Origin of the sequence: Lentzea sp. HUAS TT2 (assembly GCF_051853195.1) — a bacterium.
Classification (GTDB): Bacteria; Actinomycetota; Actinomycetes; order Mycobacteriales; family Pseudonocardiaceae; genus Lentzea.
Map to the genome: position 1 here is coordinate 5,184,164 of NZ_CP196667.1, position 15,459 is coordinate 5,199,622.

At 69.8% G+C, this 15,459-nt stretch carries 18 protein-coding genes; 10 read left to right on the forward strand and 8 right to left on the reverse strand.

All coding sequences use genetic code 11. The annotated features are described in order from the left end of the window. Positions 1-8 precede the first annotated feature (8 nt). From ACSHWB_RS26005 to ACSHWB_RS26030, 6 genes are read left to right on the forward strand one after another with little or no spacing between them, the layout of a single operon-like run. Positions 9-1,205, forward strand: coding sequence for an acetyl-CoA C-acetyltransferase (locus tag ACSHWB_RS26005; protein WP_439655889.1), 1,197 nt, complete (start codon positions 9-11; stop codon positions 1,203-1,205). Continuing rightward, the gene (locus ACSHWB_RS26010; protein ID WP_439655890.1) at positions 1,205-1,963 is read left to right on the forward strand and encodes an SDR family NAD(P)-dependent oxidoreductase; all 759 of its coding nucleotides are present in this window, start codon (positions 1,205-1,207) and stop codon (positions 1,961-1,963) included. The genes ACSHWB_RS26005 and ACSHWB_RS26010 overlap by 1 nt, the downstream gene beginning before the upstream one ends. 14 nt (positions 1,964-1,977) lie before the next feature. Beyond that, a complete protein-coding gene (locus tag ACSHWB_RS26015) occupies positions 1,978-3,105 on the forward strand; it encodes a hypothetical protein (protein ID WP_439655891.1) in 1,128 nt (375 codons plus the stop codon). Beyond that, entirely contained in the window at positions 3,102-4,529 is a 1,428-nt protein-coding gene (locus ACSHWB_RS26020; RefSeq protein ID WP_439655892.1) for a substrate-binding domain-containing protein, read from the forward strand. The genes ACSHWB_RS26015 and ACSHWB_RS26020 overlap by 4 nt, the downstream gene beginning before the upstream one ends. Then, positions 4,516-5,223 (forward strand): hypothetical protein, encoded by a 708-nt coding sequence (locus tag ACSHWB_RS26025; protein ID WP_439655893.1) that lies wholly within the window; start codon positions 4,516-4,518, stop codon positions 5,221-5,223. The genes ACSHWB_RS26020 and ACSHWB_RS26025 overlap by 14 nt, the downstream gene beginning before the upstream one ends. A gap of 4 nt (positions 5,224-5,227) precedes the next feature. After that, positions 5,228-5,788, forward strand: coding sequence for an exonuclease domain-containing protein (locus ACSHWB_RS26030; RefSeq protein ID WP_439655894.1), 561 nt, complete (start codon positions 5,228-5,230; stop codon positions 5,786-5,788). On the opposite strand, the gene ACSHWB_RS26035 is transcribed toward ACSHWB_RS26030, so the two are convergent. After that, a complete protein-coding gene (locus tag ACSHWB_RS26035) occupies positions 5,778-6,833 on the reverse strand; it encodes a DUF2855 family protein (RefSeq protein WP_439655895.1) in 1,056 nt (351 codons plus the stop codon). The genes ACSHWB_RS26030 and ACSHWB_RS26035 overlap by 11 nt on opposite strands. 38 nt (positions 6,834-6,871) lie before the next feature. On the opposite strand from ACSHWB_RS26035, the gene ACSHWB_RS26040 reads away from it, so the two are divergent. After that, positions 6,872-7,438, forward strand: coding sequence for a TetR/AcrR family transcriptional regulator (locus ACSHWB_RS26040; protein ID WP_439655896.1), 567 nt, complete (start codon positions 6,872-6,874; stop codon positions 7,436-7,438). Positions 7,439-7,441: 3 nt separating this feature from the next. Here the strand turns inward: ACSHWB_RS26040 and ACSHWB_RS26045 are convergent, their stop codons facing one another. Continuing rightward, a complete protein-coding gene (locus ACSHWB_RS26045; protein WP_093605121.1) occupies positions 7,442-7,894 on the reverse strand; it encodes a MaoC family dehydratase in 453 nt (150 codons plus the stop codon). 5 nt (positions 7,895-7,899) lie between these two features. Next, on the reverse strand, positions 7,900-8,652 hold the full coding sequence (locus ACSHWB_RS26050) for an SDR family oxidoreductase (RefSeq protein WP_439655897.1): 753 nt from the start codon (positions 8,650-8,652) through the stop codon (positions 7,900-7,902). A 129-nt stretch (positions 8,653-8,781) separates the two neighbouring features. On the opposite strand from ACSHWB_RS26050, the gene ACSHWB_RS26055 reads away from it, so the two are divergent. After that, on the forward strand, positions 8,782-9,582 hold the full coding sequence (locus tag ACSHWB_RS26055) for an SDR family oxidoreductase (protein WP_439655898.1): 801 nt from the start codon (positions 8,782-8,784) through the stop codon (positions 9,580-9,582). Position 9,583: 1 nt separating this feature from the next. After that, positions 9,584-10,555 carry a quinone oxidoreductase family protein gene (locus ACSHWB_RS26060; protein WP_439655899.1) on the forward strand — a complete coding sequence of 324 codons (972 nt, stop codon included), beginning with the start codon at positions 9,584-9,586 and terminating at the stop codon, positions 10,553-10,555. 130 nt (positions 10,556-10,685) lie between these two features. On the opposite strand, the gene ACSHWB_RS26065 is transcribed toward ACSHWB_RS26060, so the two are convergent. From ACSHWB_RS26065 to ACSHWB_RS26085, 5 genes are all read right to left on the reverse strand, one after another. Then, entirely contained in the window at positions 10,686-11,132 is a 447-nt protein-coding gene (locus tag ACSHWB_RS26065) for a DUF6319 family protein (RefSeq protein WP_439655900.1), read from the reverse strand. A gap of 93 nt (positions 11,133-11,225) precedes the next feature. Next, the gene (locus ACSHWB_RS26070; protein ID WP_439655901.1) at positions 11,226-11,447 is read right to left on the reverse strand and encodes a hypothetical protein; all 222 of its coding nucleotides are present in this window, start codon (positions 11,445-11,447) and stop codon (positions 11,226-11,228) included. Continuing rightward, complete coding sequence (locus ACSHWB_RS26075; RefSeq protein WP_439655902.1) at positions 11,444-12,610, reverse strand: S8 family peptidase; 1,167 nt, start codon at positions 12,608-12,610, stop codon at positions 11,444-11,446. The genes ACSHWB_RS26070 and ACSHWB_RS26075 overlap by 4 nt, the downstream gene beginning before the upstream one ends. Before the next feature lie 63 nt (positions 12,611-12,673). Continuing rightward, entirely contained in the window at positions 12,674-13,831 is a 1,158-nt protein-coding gene (locus ACSHWB_RS26080; protein ID WP_439664667.1) for a cation:proton antiporter, read from the reverse strand. Positions 13,832-13,851: 20 nt separating this feature from the next. Then, on the reverse strand, positions 13,852-14,325 hold the full coding sequence (locus ACSHWB_RS26085) for a cation:proton antiporter regulatory subunit (RefSeq protein ID WP_439655903.1): 474 nt from the start codon (positions 14,323-14,325) through the stop codon (positions 13,852-13,854). Between the two features lie 18 nt (positions 14,326-14,343). Here ACSHWB_RS26085 and ACSHWB_RS26090 point away from each other — a divergent pair, with 18 nt between their 5' ends. Next, complete coding sequence (locus tag ACSHWB_RS26090) at positions 14,344-15,444, forward strand: DUF1015 family protein (protein ID WP_439655904.1); 1,101 nt, start codon at positions 14,344-14,346, stop codon at positions 15,442-15,444. Positions 15,445-15,459: the final 15 nt, after the last annotated feature.

Here is a 15,459-nt window from a genome sequence, read left to right on the forward strand (position 1 = left end):
GGATTTCCGTGGCTGAAGCAGTCGTCGTCTCCACCGCCCGGTCGCCGATCGGCCGTGCCCGCAAGGGTTCCCTGGTGTCGTTGCGGCCGGACGACCTGGCCGCACAGGTGATTTCCGCGGCACTGGGCGACATCCCCGCCTCGGAGATCACCGACCTGCACCTCGGGTGCGCCGAGCCGCAGGACGAGCACGGGCAGAACATCGCGCGCCGCGTGGCCGTGCAGCTGGGCCACGACTCGCTGCCCGGCACGACGGTCAACCGGTTCTGCGCGTCGTCCGTGCAGACCGCGCGGATGGCCTTCCACGCCATCAAAGCGGGGGAGGGCACCGCGTTCATCTCAGCCGGCGTCGAGTGCGTCTCGCGGTACATGCACTCCGGTGTGCCGTCGTTCAACCCGCTGTTCGCCGGTGCGCAGCAACGGACCCTGGACACGGCCGCCTCGAACGCGCCGTGGACCGACCCTCGGCTCGACGGCGAGCTGCCCGACTACTACATCGCGATGGGCCAGACCGCCGAGAACGTCGCGACGCAGATGGGCATCTCGCGGCACGACCAGGACGAGTTCGGCGTGCGGTCGCAGAACCTCGCCGAGAAGGCCATCGCGGACGGGTTCTTCGCCCGCGAGATCACGCCGGTGACTTTGCCCGACGGCACGGTGGTCTCCACTGACGACGGACCGCGCGCCGGCGTCACGTACGAGTCCGTTTCCACTCTCAAGCCGGTCTTCCGGCCCGAGGGCACGATCACGGCCGGCAACTGCTGCCCGCTCAACGACGGCGCGGCCGCTGTCGTGATCATGAGCGATGTGCGGGCACGCGAGCTGGGCCTGACCCCGTTGGCGCGCATCGTGTCCACGGGTGTCTCGGGCCTGTCGCCGGAGATCATGGGCCTGGGACCGGTCGACGCCACGAAGCAGGCCTTGGGCCACGCCGGTATGTCCATTTCGGACATCGACCTGGTGGAGATCAACGAGGCGTTCGCCGTGCAGGTGCTCGGGTCGCAGCGCGAGCTGGGCATCGACATCGACAGGCTGAACGTGCACGGCGGCGCGATCGCGCTGGGCCACCCGTTCGGCTCGACCGGCGCACGGATCATGACGACGCTGATCAACGGCATGCAGGCCCGCGACGCACAGTTCGGTCTGGAGACGATGTGCGTCGGCGGCGGTCAGGGCATGGCGATCATCCTGGAAAGGCTTTCGTAGTGGGAATCCTCGACAAATTTCGCCTGGACGGGAAAGTCGCCATCGTCACCGGCGCGTCCTCCGGACTCGGTGTCGCGTTCGCCAAGGGCCTCGCGGAGGCCGGCGCGGACGTCGTGCTCGCGGCCCGTCGCGCGGACAAGCTGAAGGACACGGCCGCGCTGGTCGAGGCCGCCGGTCGCCGTGCGCTGGTCGTGCAGGCCGACGTCTCGCAGCCCGACGACTGCCGTGAGGTCGCGCGGCAGGCGGCGGAGTTCGGGCTGGTGTCGGTGCTCGTGAACAACGCCGGTGTCGCGTCGGCGGTGCCGGCCTCGCGCGAGACGCCGGAGGAGTTCCTCGGCGTCATGGACGTGAACCTCAACGGTGCCTACTGGATGGCGCAGGCGGCCGCGGCCGTCATGAAGTCCGGCGGCTCGATCATCAACATCTCCAGCGTGCTCGGCCTCGTGACCGGCGGTATTCCCCAAGCCGCGTACTCGGCGTCGAAGGCCGGTCTGCTCGGCCTGACGCGGGACCTGGCGCAGCAGTGGACGGGACGCAAGGGCATCCGCGTCAACGCGATCTGCCCCGGCTTCTTCGCCTCCGAGATGACTGACCAGTACCCGCCGGGATACCTGGAGAAGATCCAGGCAACTCTGCCATCCGGGCGAATCGGCGACCCGGAGGAGCTCGCTTCCGCCGTTGTCTTCCTGGCCTCAGCCGCGGGCGGTTACGTTACCGGTGAGACGCTCGTCGTCGACGGTGGTGCCGTGATCGTCTGACTCCAGGGGGAGCCGTGCGGGAGCCCGAGTTCAAGGTCGTGGACCCGCGAAGACGGTTCTTGCTGTGGTTCGTCCCCCCGTTGACGGTGTTCGTGTTCGGGCTGGTGGTGTTGCTCGTCTCCGGGCACATCACCGGCCCGTTCCGCTCTGTCACCGTGGTGCGGGCGCTGTTCGCCTCCAAGCGGGACTTCTTCCAGGACGAGCAGGTCAAGCGGATCCTGATGGCGCGCGGCTACCAGGTGCACGTGACGCCGATCGGCTCGCGCGACCTGGCCGACAAACCCGACCTCGACTCGTACCACTTCGTGTTCCCGTCCGGGCACGTGGCGAACGAGCACGTGAAGTCGCGCCGGGCCGGCAAGCACGTGGTGCCGTACCGGCCGTTCTTCACCCCGGTCGTGCTGGCGACGTTCCGCGAGTACGCCGAGGCGCTGAGCCAGGCGGGGGCCGCGAAACCTCATGGCCAGAGCGAGAAGCCGCTCTACTACACGCTCGACATGGCCGAGTTCAAACAGCTGGCCGACTCGGGCGCGCGGTGGGACCAGCTCGGCCTGTCCAACGGCAACCGGGTCATCGTGCAGTCGCCGGACCCCTGCAAGGCCTACTCGGGTGCGACGCTCGTCGGGTTCTTCGCCACCGCCTTCGGGGACGAGCCGCCGCAGACCGTCGACGCCGCCGAGAAGCTGGCGCTGAGCGTCAAGCCGTACGTCGACGCGCAGGGCCAGGCCGGCGAGGACATGGCGCCGAAGTACTTCGTGCCGGAGGGCCGCACGCACGCCGTCATCGCGGTGATCTACGAGCACCAGTACATCGCCTATCAGTTGCGGCAGAAGAGCGTCGACACCGAACGCGTGCTGCTCTACCCGACCAAACAGCACCAGAGCACGCCCGAGCTGATCTCGTTCACGCCGGAGGGCGACCGGATCGGCGAGCTGATGATGAACGACCCCGACCTGCGCAGGCGTGCGGTCGAGCTGGGGTTCCACTCGCTGAGCTGGAACGGGGAGTCCGCCGACGACTTCGGCACCTACATTGCGGGCCGCGGTCTGCCGGAGCCGCCGGCCGGTGACGCGGGCAGGGTGCAGCTGCCCAAGGCGGAGCTCTTCGAACGCATGCTCGACGTCGTCGGCGACTGCAAATGAGGGTGCTGGCGGCGGTTCTGCTGCTCCTGCTGGCCGCGTGCACGACGAGCACGCCCGAGCAGGTCCGCCTGAGGATGCTGGCGAGCACCGAGCTGGCCGACCTCGGTCCCGTGCTGGCGGAGCTGAGGAAGGCCACCGGGGTCGAGCTGGCCGTGGAACACCGGGGCACCGTCGAGGCCAGCAGGTCGCTCGCCGGGTTCGACCTGGCGTGGTTGTCCACCAACAGGTTCCTGCGGCTGCGCGGTGCCGAGCCCGAGCTGGCGACGAGCGTCATGACGTCCCCGGTGGTGCTCGGCGTGAAGCGCGGCAGTCGCGCCGCGCTGGGCGAGCGGCCGACGTGGGCCGACGTCGCCGACCGGGCCGCGCTGGGCCAGTTCCGTTACGGCATGGCCGATCCCCGCGTGTCCGGCGGCGGGATGGCCGCGTTGATCGGCGTCGCGACGGCGGCCGCGGGGACCGGTGCGCCGCTGCGTCCAGAGGACGTGAGCTGCGACCGCTTGCAGGGGTTCCTAGCGGGGCGTGCGTTCGACGTGCCGGACCCCGTCGGCGAGTTCGCGCGCAGGTCCGATGTGGACGGACTGGTCGCGCACGAGTCGGAACTGCTGGCGCTCAACGCCTCCGGCCGCCTGACCGAACCGCTGGAGATCGTCTACCCGCGCGACGGCATCGTCCTGTCCGACTATCCGCTGATGCTCGTCGAGCCGGCACACCGCGCCGCCTACGACCGGGTCGTGGAGTGGCTCCGGTCGCCGGACGCGCAGCGGATGATCGCCGAACGCACCTGGCGCCGGCCCGTCGAACCCTCCGTGCAGCGCAACGAGAAGCTGCGCGCCGACCTCGGCACGGCGCTGTACTTCCCGGACAGCCAGGAGGTGCTCGACCGGCTGCTGCTGTTCCACGACCGCGCGGGCGAGGGCCGGCAGGTGATCTTCGTGCTGGACTACTCGACGTCCATGCGGGGCGCGCGGCTCGCCGGGCTGCGGGAGGCGTTCGCGTCGCTCAACGGCTTCGACCGCTTCTACGTCGGGGAGACCGTGACGATCGTGCGGTTCGCGGGCACCGTGCTGGAGGAGCGCTCGATCACCGTGCGCGGCAAGCAGGACCTCGACGCGCTGCTGGCCGTGGTCGCGTCCGAGGACCTGCGGGACAACACCGCGATCTGGGCCGCGCTGGACCACGCGCTCCGGCTGGCCCGAGGCGAGACGGCGGTGGTGCTGATGACCGACGGCGAGAACAACGCGGGCCCGTCGGTGAACGAGTTCCTCCAGGTCGGGCGAGGGGAAGTGCCCGTGTTCCCGATCCGGTTCGGCGAGGCCTCCACGGCGGAGCTCGACCGCGTGGCCCAGGCGAGTGGTGGCCGGCTCGTGGAGGCCGGCGCGAAGTCGTTGCTGGAGGCGGTGAGGGAGATCCGTGGCTGTCGATAGAGCGTTGTGGTGGTCGGTCTCGTGGGGCTGGGTCCTGCTGTGGGCGGTGACGCTGATCGCGCTGGTCGTGGTCGTCGGCCTGGCCTGGCTGTGGATGCGCCGCCGCGAGCAGCAACCCGAGGTGCCCGGCCTGCTGTTCTACGTGCACGGCCAGCGGATGATCAACCTCTGCAAGGTCGGCAGGTACGACGACGCCGTCACCCGCCAGTTCGTCAAGCAGATCACCGTCACCAAGGGCGGCAAGCTGCAGGTGGGCCCGAGCGAGTTCGGCATCGGCGTGGACGGCTCGGTCGTGGAGCAGAACACCGACACCTACGAGAAACCGGCCACGGAGATCGACGTCATCGGCGTCGTGCTGGCGGGCCTGCGCGCGGGTCACGGCGTGGTCGACGTGGACCTGACCACGCGCACCATCACGGCGGACGAGTCGTGGCGGCGCGGAAAAGCCCGGCGCCTCAACGACATCCGCGACTACGTGTCGCTGCACGGCCGGTTCGAGGCCGGCGACGGCGAGGACCCGGCGGTGCTGCTCGCACCGGTGGGCGAACATCGCGTACGGGTGGAGTGCGACCGCGCGAGCCTGCGCGACACGCTGCCACCGGGCCAGTTCAACGCGCGGTGCCTGGGCAAGGTCCAGTCGTGGAACGCGGCGACGGGCGAGATCGTGGTGCTGCCAGTCGTCGTATTCCAGTAGACGGGTGGGGGACGATCTGTGCGTGATCGCTTTGGACGAGGTGCTGGTCGTCGACGTGGAGTCGACCTGCTGGGAGAGGACGCCGCCCGCCGGTGAGGTCTCGGAGATCATCGAGATCGGGATCTGCCCGATCGAGGTGGCCACCGGGGTCCGAGGTGAGCGGCGGTCCGTGCTGGTGCGCCCCTCCCGGTCTTCCGTCAGTCCGTTCTGCACCGCGCTGACCACGCTGACCTCGGAGCAGGTCGCCGCCGGGGTCTCGTTCGCCGAGGCCTGCGCGGTGCTGCGCAAGGAGTACCGGTCGGATCGCCGGGTGTGGGCCTCCTACGGCGACTACGACCGGAAGATGTTCGAACGGCAGTGTGCCGACTTCGGGGTCCGCTATCCGTTCGGGCCGCGGCACGTCAACGTCAAGACGCTCTTCGCGCTGGTGCACGCGTTGCCGCGGGAGGTCGGCATGGCCGAGGCGGTGCGGCTCGCCGGCCAGAGGCTCGACGGCACGCACCACCGCGGGCACGACGACGCGCACAACATCGCGGGACTGCTGGCCGGGCTGATCAGAAGGTGATCACGTCCGCGCCGGCCGGGTTCGACTTGCCCGCCAGCACGGCCTGCCACACGTCGACCAGCTCCTCCGGCCCGCTGTGGTGCACCACGCCGACCCAGTCGCCGGCCTGAGCGGTGAAGCCGCGCCAGGCCTCGCCGAACCGTTCGGCGAACCCGTCCGAGCCCCAGTCCGCCATGCGTTTGCGCACCTGGTCGGGCGCGAAGAAGAACTCGGAGCGCGAGTCCTGCGAGGCGGCCTGGTGTGTCAGGCCGATCGAGATGTCCTTGACCAGCGCGGAGCCGAGGCGGTCGTGCAGCGCCGAACGGACGCCGGCCGACCCGCTGAAGTCCAGGTACACCGAAGGTTCGACGTCCACTGAAGCGTCGTAGGGGAGCACGGTGTCGTAGAGCCCGAGGCCGGACGTGAACTCCACGTTGCGCGGCGAGGTCAAGCCGACGACCCGCAGACCGGCGGAACGCAGGCAGTGGGCGGTGCCGAACGCCGTCTTGCTGGACGCGGAGGAGATGACGACCGTGCGGGCGCCGTGGAAGTCGTTGTCCACCAGCCGGTCGGCCAGCAGGAACGACGTGAGGAACAACGGCCGGTACAGCACCTGCAGGTCTTCGAGCGACTCGTCGTAGGCGGGGTCCTGGGAGGTGACGAGGTAGCTGTTGTACACGGCCGGCAGGTCGGCGCGGTGGTCGGCGGTGTCCACGAAGCCCGACGAGGTCAGTCGCGCACGGGCCACGAAATGGCTTGCCATCGGCAGATAGCCGTAGACACGGGTACCTGTGGGCAGGGCGTCCACTGTGGAGTCCACGACGTCGGCGAAGCCCCACACCGGCACGACGCCCTGGCTCTCCGAGCCCGCCGGGAAGAAGCGCCAGTAACCGATCATGTCGCCGATCACGCCGTACGTGACGTTGTTGGCGGTGAGGCCGGCGCGGCTCACCCTGAGCAGCACCTCGCAGTCGGACAGCTCGGACGAGCCGGGCAGTTCGTCGTGCAGCACTTCGGTTTTGCTCAGGTCGTCGCGGTCGACGACCACTGTCCAGCGACTGATCATTGCCTGGGTTCTCCTCGGTCGGGAGGTACGCTCCGGTCGTGACCGTGCCTGAAAGACTGATCGACGCCGCCACCCGCCTGTTCGCGGACAAGGGGTACGAGCGGGTCGCCGTGCAGGAGATCGTGGAACACGCCGGCGTCACCAAAGGCGCCATGTACCACTACTTCGGGTCGAAGGACGACCTGCTGCACGAGATCTACGGGCGGTTGCTGCGCTTGCAGACCGAACACCTGGAGAAGATCGCGTCGAGCACCGGCCCGATCACCGAGCGCCTCCGCGAGGCCGCGATCGACGTGATCGTCACGAGCATCGACGACTTCGACGCCGCCAAGGTGTTCTTCCGGTCCATGAACCACCTCTCGGAGGAGAAGCAGCGGGAGGTGCGGGCCGAACGGCGGCGCTACCACGAGAAGTTCCGCGGCCTGATCGAGGAGGGGCAGCGCGGCGGGACGTTCCGCGACGACGTGCCCGCCGACGTGGCCACGTACTACTTCTTCGGCTCGTTGCACCAGCTCGGCACCTGGTACCGCCCGGACGGGGACATCCCGGCCGGGCGGCTGGCGGAGCACTACGCGGATCTGCTGATCCACAGCCTCAAAGCCTGATCATCAGGGCACGATCACGCTGACGATCTCGGCGACGCACGCGGGCTTGTCGCTGCCCTCGATCTCGATGACGACCTTGGTCACGAGCTGCTTGCCCAGCGCGATGTCCGTGACGTCCAGCAGCTCGACCCCGCCGCGCACCCTGGCGCCGACCAGCACCGGCTGCGGGAAGCGGACCTTGTTGCTGCCGTAGTTCACGCCCATCTTGATGTTCTTGACGGTGTAGACGTCCCGCACCAGGTACGGCACCAGCGACAACGTCAGGTAGCCGTGCGCCACCGGTCCGCCGAACGGGCCCTTCTTCGCCTTCTCGACGTCGATGTGGATCCACTGGTGGTCCAGCGTCGCGTCGGCGAACAGGTTGACCTGCTCCTGCGTGACCTCGTGCCACTCGCCGAACCCGAGGTGCTCGCCCTTGGCGGCGACCAGCTCGTCGATGTTCTCGAACGCGCGCATCCGCCTCAGTCCTTCGGTCCGCCGGCGACGTAGATGACCTGGCCGGACACGAACCCGGCGCCCTCGCTCACGAGGAACGACGCCGTGTGCGCGATGTCCTCCGGCTGGCCGACGCGCGCGACCGGGATCGCCTGCGCCGCACCGGTGAGGAAGTCCTCGAACGGGATCTTCATGCGCTCGGCCGTCGCCTTGGTCATCTCGGTGGCGATGAAACCGGGCGCGATCGCGTTGACCGTGACGCCGAACTTGCCGAGCTCGATCGCGAGGGTCTTGGTGAAGCCCTGCAGACCGGCCTTGGCGGCGGAGTAGTTGGCCTGGCCGCGGTTGCCGAGAGCGCTCGTGCTCGACAGGTTGACGATGCGGCCGAAGCCTTCCTTCGTCTGGAACGCCTGCACGGCCTTGCTCATCAGGAAGGCGCCGCGCAGGTGCACGTTCATGACCGTGTCCCAGTCGCTGGAGGTCATCTTGAACAGCAGGTTGTCGCGCAGCACGCCGGCGTTGTTGATCAGCACGGTCGGGGCGCCCAGCTCCTCGGCGACCTTCGCGACCGCGGCGTTGACCTGCTCCTCGTCGGCGACGTCGACCTTGAGGCCGAGGGCGCGCCCACCGCCCGCGGTGATCTTGGCGGCGCCGTCGAGCACGCCCTGCTCGTCGAGGTCGAGCAACGCGACGGCCAGTCCGTCCGCGGCGAGGCGCTGCGCGACCGCGGCGCCGATGCCACGAGCCGCGCCGGTGACGATCGCAACCCTGTCGGCCACGGGTCCTCCTTCGGTGAGGGATGGTGAGCTAAGCAAGCGCTTAGTAACGTACCTATCAGTCCGCTTGACGTCCAGGCCTGTGCGGACGACCATACCGACTGGTCGGAATGTGGCAATTCGAGGAGGCAGGTGCCTGTGGAACTCACCGGCAAGGTCGCGCTCATCACCGGCGGATCCAACGGCATCGGCGCCGCGTCCGCCCGGCGTCTGGCATCGCTCGGCGCGCGTGTCGTCGTGGCCGATGTGGACGCCGACCAGGGCAAAGCCGTCGCCGATGAGATCGGCGGCGTGTTCATGCGTTGCGACGTCACGGTGCCTTCGGACTCCGCAGAGGCCGTCGCCCTCGCCGTGCGCGAGTTCGGCGGGCTCGACATCGCGTTCCTGAACGCCGGCATCGGCACCGGCTGCTCGCTGGGCGACGACTTCGACGTCGAGACCTACCGCCGTGCGATGGCCATCAACCTCGACGGCGTCGTCTACGGCGCGCACTACGCGTTGCCCGAGCTTCGCAAGCGTGGCGGCCAGATCATCGCCACGGCGTCGATGGCCGGCCTCATGGCGATGCCCGGCGATCCCGTCTACGGCGCGAACAAGGCCGCCGTCGTCGGTCTCGTGCGTTCGCTCGGTGGCGCCTATTCCGACGTGCGCGTGAACGCGTTGTGTCCCGGGTTCGCCGACACCAACATCATCGTTCCGTTGCGGGAGACGCTGGACGAGATCGGCATGCCGATCATCCCCGTGTCGGCCGTGGTGGACGCCTTCATGTCCATTGTGGAGGGTTCGGGGACCGGTGAGGCCTGGTTCGTCCAGTCCGGTCGCCCGTCGGAGCCGTTCGGCTTCCGCAACCCGCCCGGCCCGCGTGCCGCCGACGGGTCGCGCGTCGAGGCCGCCCACAAGGACCCCGTTTCGATCGTGCTCAAGGAGAACTGACGTGCGTGCCATTCAGATCACGGAGTTCGGCGGGCCCGAGGTGCTCCAGCAGGTGGAGCTGCCCGACCCCGTCGCGGGCGAGGGCGAGGTGCTGATCACCGTCTCGCGCGCGGGCCTGAACTACGCCGACACGCACCAGGCGGAGAACTCCTACCTGGCGAGGATGGAGCTGCCGCTCGTGCCCGGCGGCGAGGTCGTCGGCGTCACGGAGGACGGCCGCCGCGTCGTCGCGCTGACCAAGAACTCCGGCGGCTACGCGGAGAAGGCCGTCGCGCCCGCGCTCACCACGTTCGACGTCCCCGACGGCGTGGACGACCTGACCGCGCTGTCGCTGATCGTGCAGGGCGCGACCGCGTGGCTGCTGCTGCGCAAGTCGACCCACATGGAGCCCGGCGAGTCGGTCGTCGTGCACGCCGCCGCCGGTGGCGTCGGGACGATCGCCGTGCAGCTCGCCAAGCTGTGGGGCGCCGGGCGGGTCATCGCGACCGCCTCGTCCGACGACAAGCGGAAGCTCGCACTCGACCTGGGCGCGGACGTCGCCATCGACTCGCGCGCCGAGGACATGACCGCCGCGCTGAAGGAAGCCAACGGCGGACGGCGCGTCGACGTCGTGCTGGACATGACGGGAGGGGCGGTCACTGACCAGTCGCTGGTGGCGCTGGCTCCTTTTGGGCGGCTTGCGTTTTATGGCATGGCCTCGCGGGAGAGGCCGCGGCCGGTCGACCTCGGATCGCTGCTGGTGCACTCCACGGCCGTTGCGGGTATGTGGCTGCCGCACGCCCTGAAGGTGCGCGACGCCGAGCACGGCACCCTCGCCCACCGCGCGATGGCGGAGCTGTTCCAGCTCGTCGTCGACGGCAAGCTGAAGGCCGTTCCCGGCGGCGAGTACGGGCTCGGTGAGGTCCAGCAAGCACACAAGGACCTGCGCTCCCGCAAAACCGCCGGAAAACTCCTGCTCGACCCGGCCCGCTAAACCGCTCACTGACGCCACGCGGGGACCTTTCGTACTGCATGACAGTACGAAAGGTCCCCGCGTGCAGTCCAGCATGCGGAAAAGGGCGGCCCATAGTGTTGGGGCCGCCCTTTTCCGCGTGGTGCTGGACTTACTCGGAGAGCTCCGCCAGCTGGGCCTTCACCCTGGCCAGCTCGGCTTCCAGTTCCTCCATGCGCGTGCGGTGCTGGTCGCGCGCCGCCTCGAGCACCGACTCGATGCCCTCCGCGATGTCCACGTGCAGCTCCTTGGCCGCCTTGGCGACCGCGATGGCCGGGATGACCAGGCCCGACACGACGCGCTGCGTGCCGTGGACCAGGTCGGCCTGCCACTCGCCCTCGGCGGTGCCCGTCACCGTGAGCGTGAGCTCCACGGTGCGCGTCTTCTTCGCCGTGCTCTTGGGACGGCCGGCCTTCGGCTTCTCCGCCTTGGGAGCCTCGGCCTTCGGCGCCTCAACCGGCTTCGGAGCCTCGGCCTTCTCGGCCACTGGGGCCGACGCCGGAGTCTCCTCCACGACGGTCTCCTCGACTGCCTGCACCTCGGTGAGCGTGTCCGACACGATCAGGTTTCCTCTCTGCGCAACGACGTGACCCCGCGCACAGCATAGAACACGTGTTCGATCAGGCGCTGATGGGGTCAGCGCAAAGCCTAGTCAGTACGGCGGGAGCTGCACGCGCCACTGCCGTTCGACGTCGACGACACCGGGTACCGCCTGCAACGCCGGGATGGCCCTGACCTCGGCGGTACCGGTCACCACCCCCAGCGCCTCCAGGACCGTGTCGACCACCAGGCCCGCCTCCCGCAGGTCGTCGAGGACCCGCGGGAGGCTGCCGTCCGTCACGGAGACCATCACCTGGTCCACCGACGCGGTCATGGCGCCTGGACGAGCCCGGTGCCGATGTCGGTGGACGGCAGGGGCAGGCGCAGCGCGGTGCCGGCCAGGCGTGCCCACAGCTCGAAGCCGCGCGCGCCGGTCCGTTCCGCGATCAGCACGGCCACGCCGGCCACGTGCGGGGTCGCCATCGACGTGCCGCGCAGCCGCGAGTACTTCTGGGGGAGCTTGAACGACGAGTAGACGTCCACACCGGGCGCGCACACGTCGATCTGGCCGATCTTGTCCGCGGAGCCCGAGGAGAACGACGCGATCGCGCGGTTCACGTCGATCGCGGCCACGGCGATGATGCTGGGGCAACGGGCGGGGTGCCCGACCGGTGCGATGCGGCCGGGACGCGAGGAGGCGTTGCCCGCCGCGGCGATGATGAGCGTGCCCTTGGCCATCGCGCGCTGGGCGACGGTCTCGTAGATCTGCGAGTACGGCGTGCCCGCGGGGACGTCGGCGCCCAGCGACATCGAGATGATCGCGCAGCCGTTGGCGACGGCCCAGTCGATGCCCGCGAGGATGCCGCCGTCGGAGCCGGAGCCCGCGTTCGACAGGACCTTGCCCGCGAAGATCTCGGCCTCGAACGCGACGCCGTAGCCGGGCAGCGTGGCGGGCTTGCGCGGGCCCGCGGACGTGCCGATGCAGTGCGTGCCGTGGCCGTGGCCGTCCTGCACGTCCTCGCCGGTGATGAACGACTTCGTGGTGATCGTGCGGCCCGCGAAGTCCGGGTGGTTCTTCTCCCAGCCCGTGTCGAGCACCGCGATCTTGACACCCTTGCCGGTCGCCGTGCTGACGTCCGCGCCGACGGCCTGCAGCCCCCAGGTCAGCACCGACTCGTTCGCGGCGGCCGCAGGCGCCTCCGCCTCCGCCGGCGCGGCGTCGTCCTGGAACACGTGCACGACGCGTTCCGGTTCGACGATCTGCACCGGGCCGGGACGCTCCGCGGCGCCGTTCAGCTCGCCCAGCAGGTTCGGGTCCCCGGACACCACGGCGACGCCGAGCTCGGGGAACACCTGCAGCGTGTCCGAGCCGATGGCGCCGGTGTTCGGGTCGAACCCGGCGATCGCGCCGAGCTCGGCCAGCCCCTCTTCGACGGCGTCTTCCTGCAGCAGCACCAGGAATCGGCCGGTGGTCTCCACTTCCGCGGGTTCGGTCATGACGATTCGCCCCTACTCTCCATCTAGCCCTCACTAGAGAGTCGTCACATCGGGGCAGTTGTTTCAGGCCATTTGCCGCCTGCGCTGAAAGAATTCACCGATTGGCTCAACGTACTTCGCCGCGATGGGCCCGAGGATGGCCATCAGCAGCACGTACGCGGTGGCCAGCGCCGCCAGCTCGTCGTCCACCTGGCCAGACGCCACGGCCAGTCCGGCGATGACGATGGAGAACTCGCCGCGTGCCACCAATGCCACGCCCGCACGCATGCGCCCCATCTTGCCGATGCCCTGCCGGCGCGCGGCCCACCAGCCGGTGAAGACCTTCGTCGCCGTCGTGACCGCGGCCAGCGCCACCGCGATTCCAAGAACGGGTGGAATCGAGCGGGGGTCGGTGTTCAGTCCGAACACGACGAAGAACATCGCGGCGAACAGGTCCCGCAGCGGCTCCAGCAGACGCGTCGCGTTCTCGGCCGTCGACCCGGAGATCGCGATGCCGAGCAGGAACGCGCCGACCGCCGCCGAGACCTGCAGCTGCGAGGCGATGCCCGCGACGAGCAGCGCGGAGCCGAGCAGCTTGAGCAGGAACACCTCGTGGTCCGGACTGTCCACAATGGCCGAGATGAACCGGCCGTACTTCAACGCCACCACCAGGACCACGGTGATCGCGAACAGCGAGATGCCGACCGAGGTCAGTCCGCCGAGGAAGCTCACGCCCGCGAGCACGGCGGTGAGCACCGGCAGGTACACGGCCATCGCCAGGTCCTCGAACACGAGCACGGACAGCACGACGGGTGTCTCGCGGTTGCCCAGCCGGCCGAGGTCGCCGAGGACCTTCGCGACGATGCCCGACGACGAGATGTACGTGACGCCCGCCATCGCCAGCGCGCCGACCGTGCCCCAGCCGAGCAGGTACGCGGCGATCGCGCCCGGCGCCGCGTTCAGCACCAGGTCGAGCACGCCGGCCATCCAGGACTTCTTCAGCCCGGTCGTGAGCTCGGACGCCGAGTACTCCAGGCCGAGCAGCAGAAGCAGCAGCACCACGCCGATCTCACTGGCGAGGTGGGTGAACTCCTCGATGCCGTGTAACGGCACGAACCCGCCGTGCCCGAACGCGAGCCCGCCGATCAGGTAGAGCGGGATGGGGGAGATTCCGGCGCGTCGAGCAACACGACCCAGCAGACCGAGGCCGAAGAACACCGCGCCGAGCTGGATCATGGCCATAGTTGTCTCGTGCACTGTGCTTAACCGCCGTGGAGGATCTCAGCGGCGGCGTCGAGGCCCTCCGCGGTGCCGACGACGACCGCGAGGTCGCCGTTCTCGAAGAGGAAGTCGGGGCCGGGCGACGGATGCGCGTTGCCCGAGCGCACGACGGCCACGATGGACGCACCGGTCCTCGTGCGCAGGGCGGTCTCGCCGAGCGAGCGGCCGGCGAACGCCGTCACCGGCAGCTGACGGGTCGTGATGCCCGCGATGTCACGGGTCTCCTCGCGCAGGTGGGCGACGAGCTGCGGCGCGCCGAGCAGGCCCGCGAGCGTGCTCGCCTCTTCCGGCGAGAGGGGTATCGAGGCGGCGCAGGAGTCGGGATCCGACGCTTTGGACAGGATGAGCTCGAACCGGCCGTCGCGGTACGTGATCACGCCGACGCGGCGCCCGGCGCGGATCATGAAGTCCTGGCGCGTTCCGATGCCCGGCAGGGGCGTGATCTCTACGTTCACACAGATGATGATACGTGGATGTCACTTCCTGTACGCCCTGTGCGCCGCGGCTGGGTGGTACGTGAGCGCGTGCCCGGTCCCGACGTCGACGAGTTCGCCGAACCCGGTCAGGTGATCGGGGCGCTCGCCAGAGCCCCGCACGGCACGCTGCTGGCGGTCCAGCACCCCCACCGCACTCCGGCCGCGCTGGCCGCGGGCACCGGGCTGCTCGACGCGCTGCCGCACGCCCGCATCGAGCTCGCGGCGTTGATCCGGCGGGCGTACACCGAGGTCACCGACGTCGTGGCGCCTTATCGGGTGGACGGCCCGGACGGCACCGCGTGCGGCCTGCTGTGCCTGGTCGACCCGGACGGGATCGAGCACACCGAGGACGTCTACCCGGACGTGGTCGCCGAACGCGGCCAGGTGCTGGCCTCGCTGGGCATCGCGACGAGCGCCGCGATGCTGATCCCGATCACGCCGCACGACGGGCTGACGTCGCTCGTGCTCGGCATGACGGGGGAGCCGGCGGTGTCGCTGGTGGACTCCGGCGGGCGGCGGCACTGGGTGTGGCTGGTCGGGCCGGGGGAGCTGCAGGAGCGGTTCCTCGAGGCGGCGGGCGCGCACCCGTTGCTCGTCGCGGACGGCAACCACCGGGTCGCGGCGGCGCGGGAGGCGGGGCTCGCCGGGTTGCTGGCGCTCGTCACGTCGGGGCCGGGGCTGCGGGTCGGGCCGATCCACCGCGCGATCGTGGGCAGCGGGCTGGGCACGTCCGATCTGGTGGCGGCGTGGGAACGGGTCGGGCTGACGGTGTCGTCGTTGCCGTACGTCGTCGACCCGGAACCGGGCGTGGTCGTGGTGCGCTGCCCCGACGAGGTGCTGCGGGTCGAACTGCCTGCGGGGCAGGGGATCGACCACGCCGTCGTGGAGTCGTTGCTGCTGGGTGAGGCGCTGGGGCTCGACCCGGAGAGTCCGTGCGTGCGGGCCGTCGTCGACCCGTCCGTCGAGGCCGAGGCGGTGCTGCTGATCGCGCCGGTGCCGCTGCGGGAGGTGCTGGCGGGGACCAAGATGCCGCGCAAGAGCACCTATTTCACCCCGAAGCCGCGTAGCGGACTTCTGCTCGCCGACCTGTCACCGTAGGGCCCTGTCCGGCGA

Excerpts from the sequence above, each read along its gene's own strand:
- ACSHWB_RS26020 (WP_439655892.1), top strand. The coding sequence starts at position 3,102 with ATGAGGGTGCTGGCGGCGGTTCTGCTGCTCCTGCTGGCCGCGTGCACG.
- ACSHWB_RS26075 (WP_439655902.1), bottom strand. The coding sequence starts at position 12,610 with ATGACCGAACCCGCGGAAGTGGAGACCACCGGCCGATTCCTGGTGCTG.
- ACSHWB_RS26090 (WP_439655904.1), top strand. The coding sequence starts at position 14,344 with ATGTCACTTCCTGTACGCCCTGTGCGCCGCGGCTGGGTGGTACGTGAG.
- ACSHWB_RS26070 (WP_439655901.1), bottom strand. The coding sequence starts at position 11,447 with ATGACCGCGTCGGTGGACCAGGTGATGGTCTCCGTGACGGACGGCAGC.
- ACSHWB_RS26035 (WP_439655895.1), bottom strand. The coding sequence starts at position 6,833 with ATGATCAGTCGCTGGACAGTGGTCGTCGACCGCGACGACCTGAGCAAA.
- ACSHWB_RS26080 (WP_439664667.1), bottom strand. The coding sequence starts at position 13,831 with ATGGCCATGATCCAGCTCGGCGCGGTGTTCTTCGGCCTCGGTCTGCTG.
- ACSHWB_RS26045 (WP_093605121.1), bottom strand. The coding sequence starts at position 7,894 with ATGCGCGCGTTCGAGAACATCGACGAGCTGGTCGCCGCCAAGGGCGAG.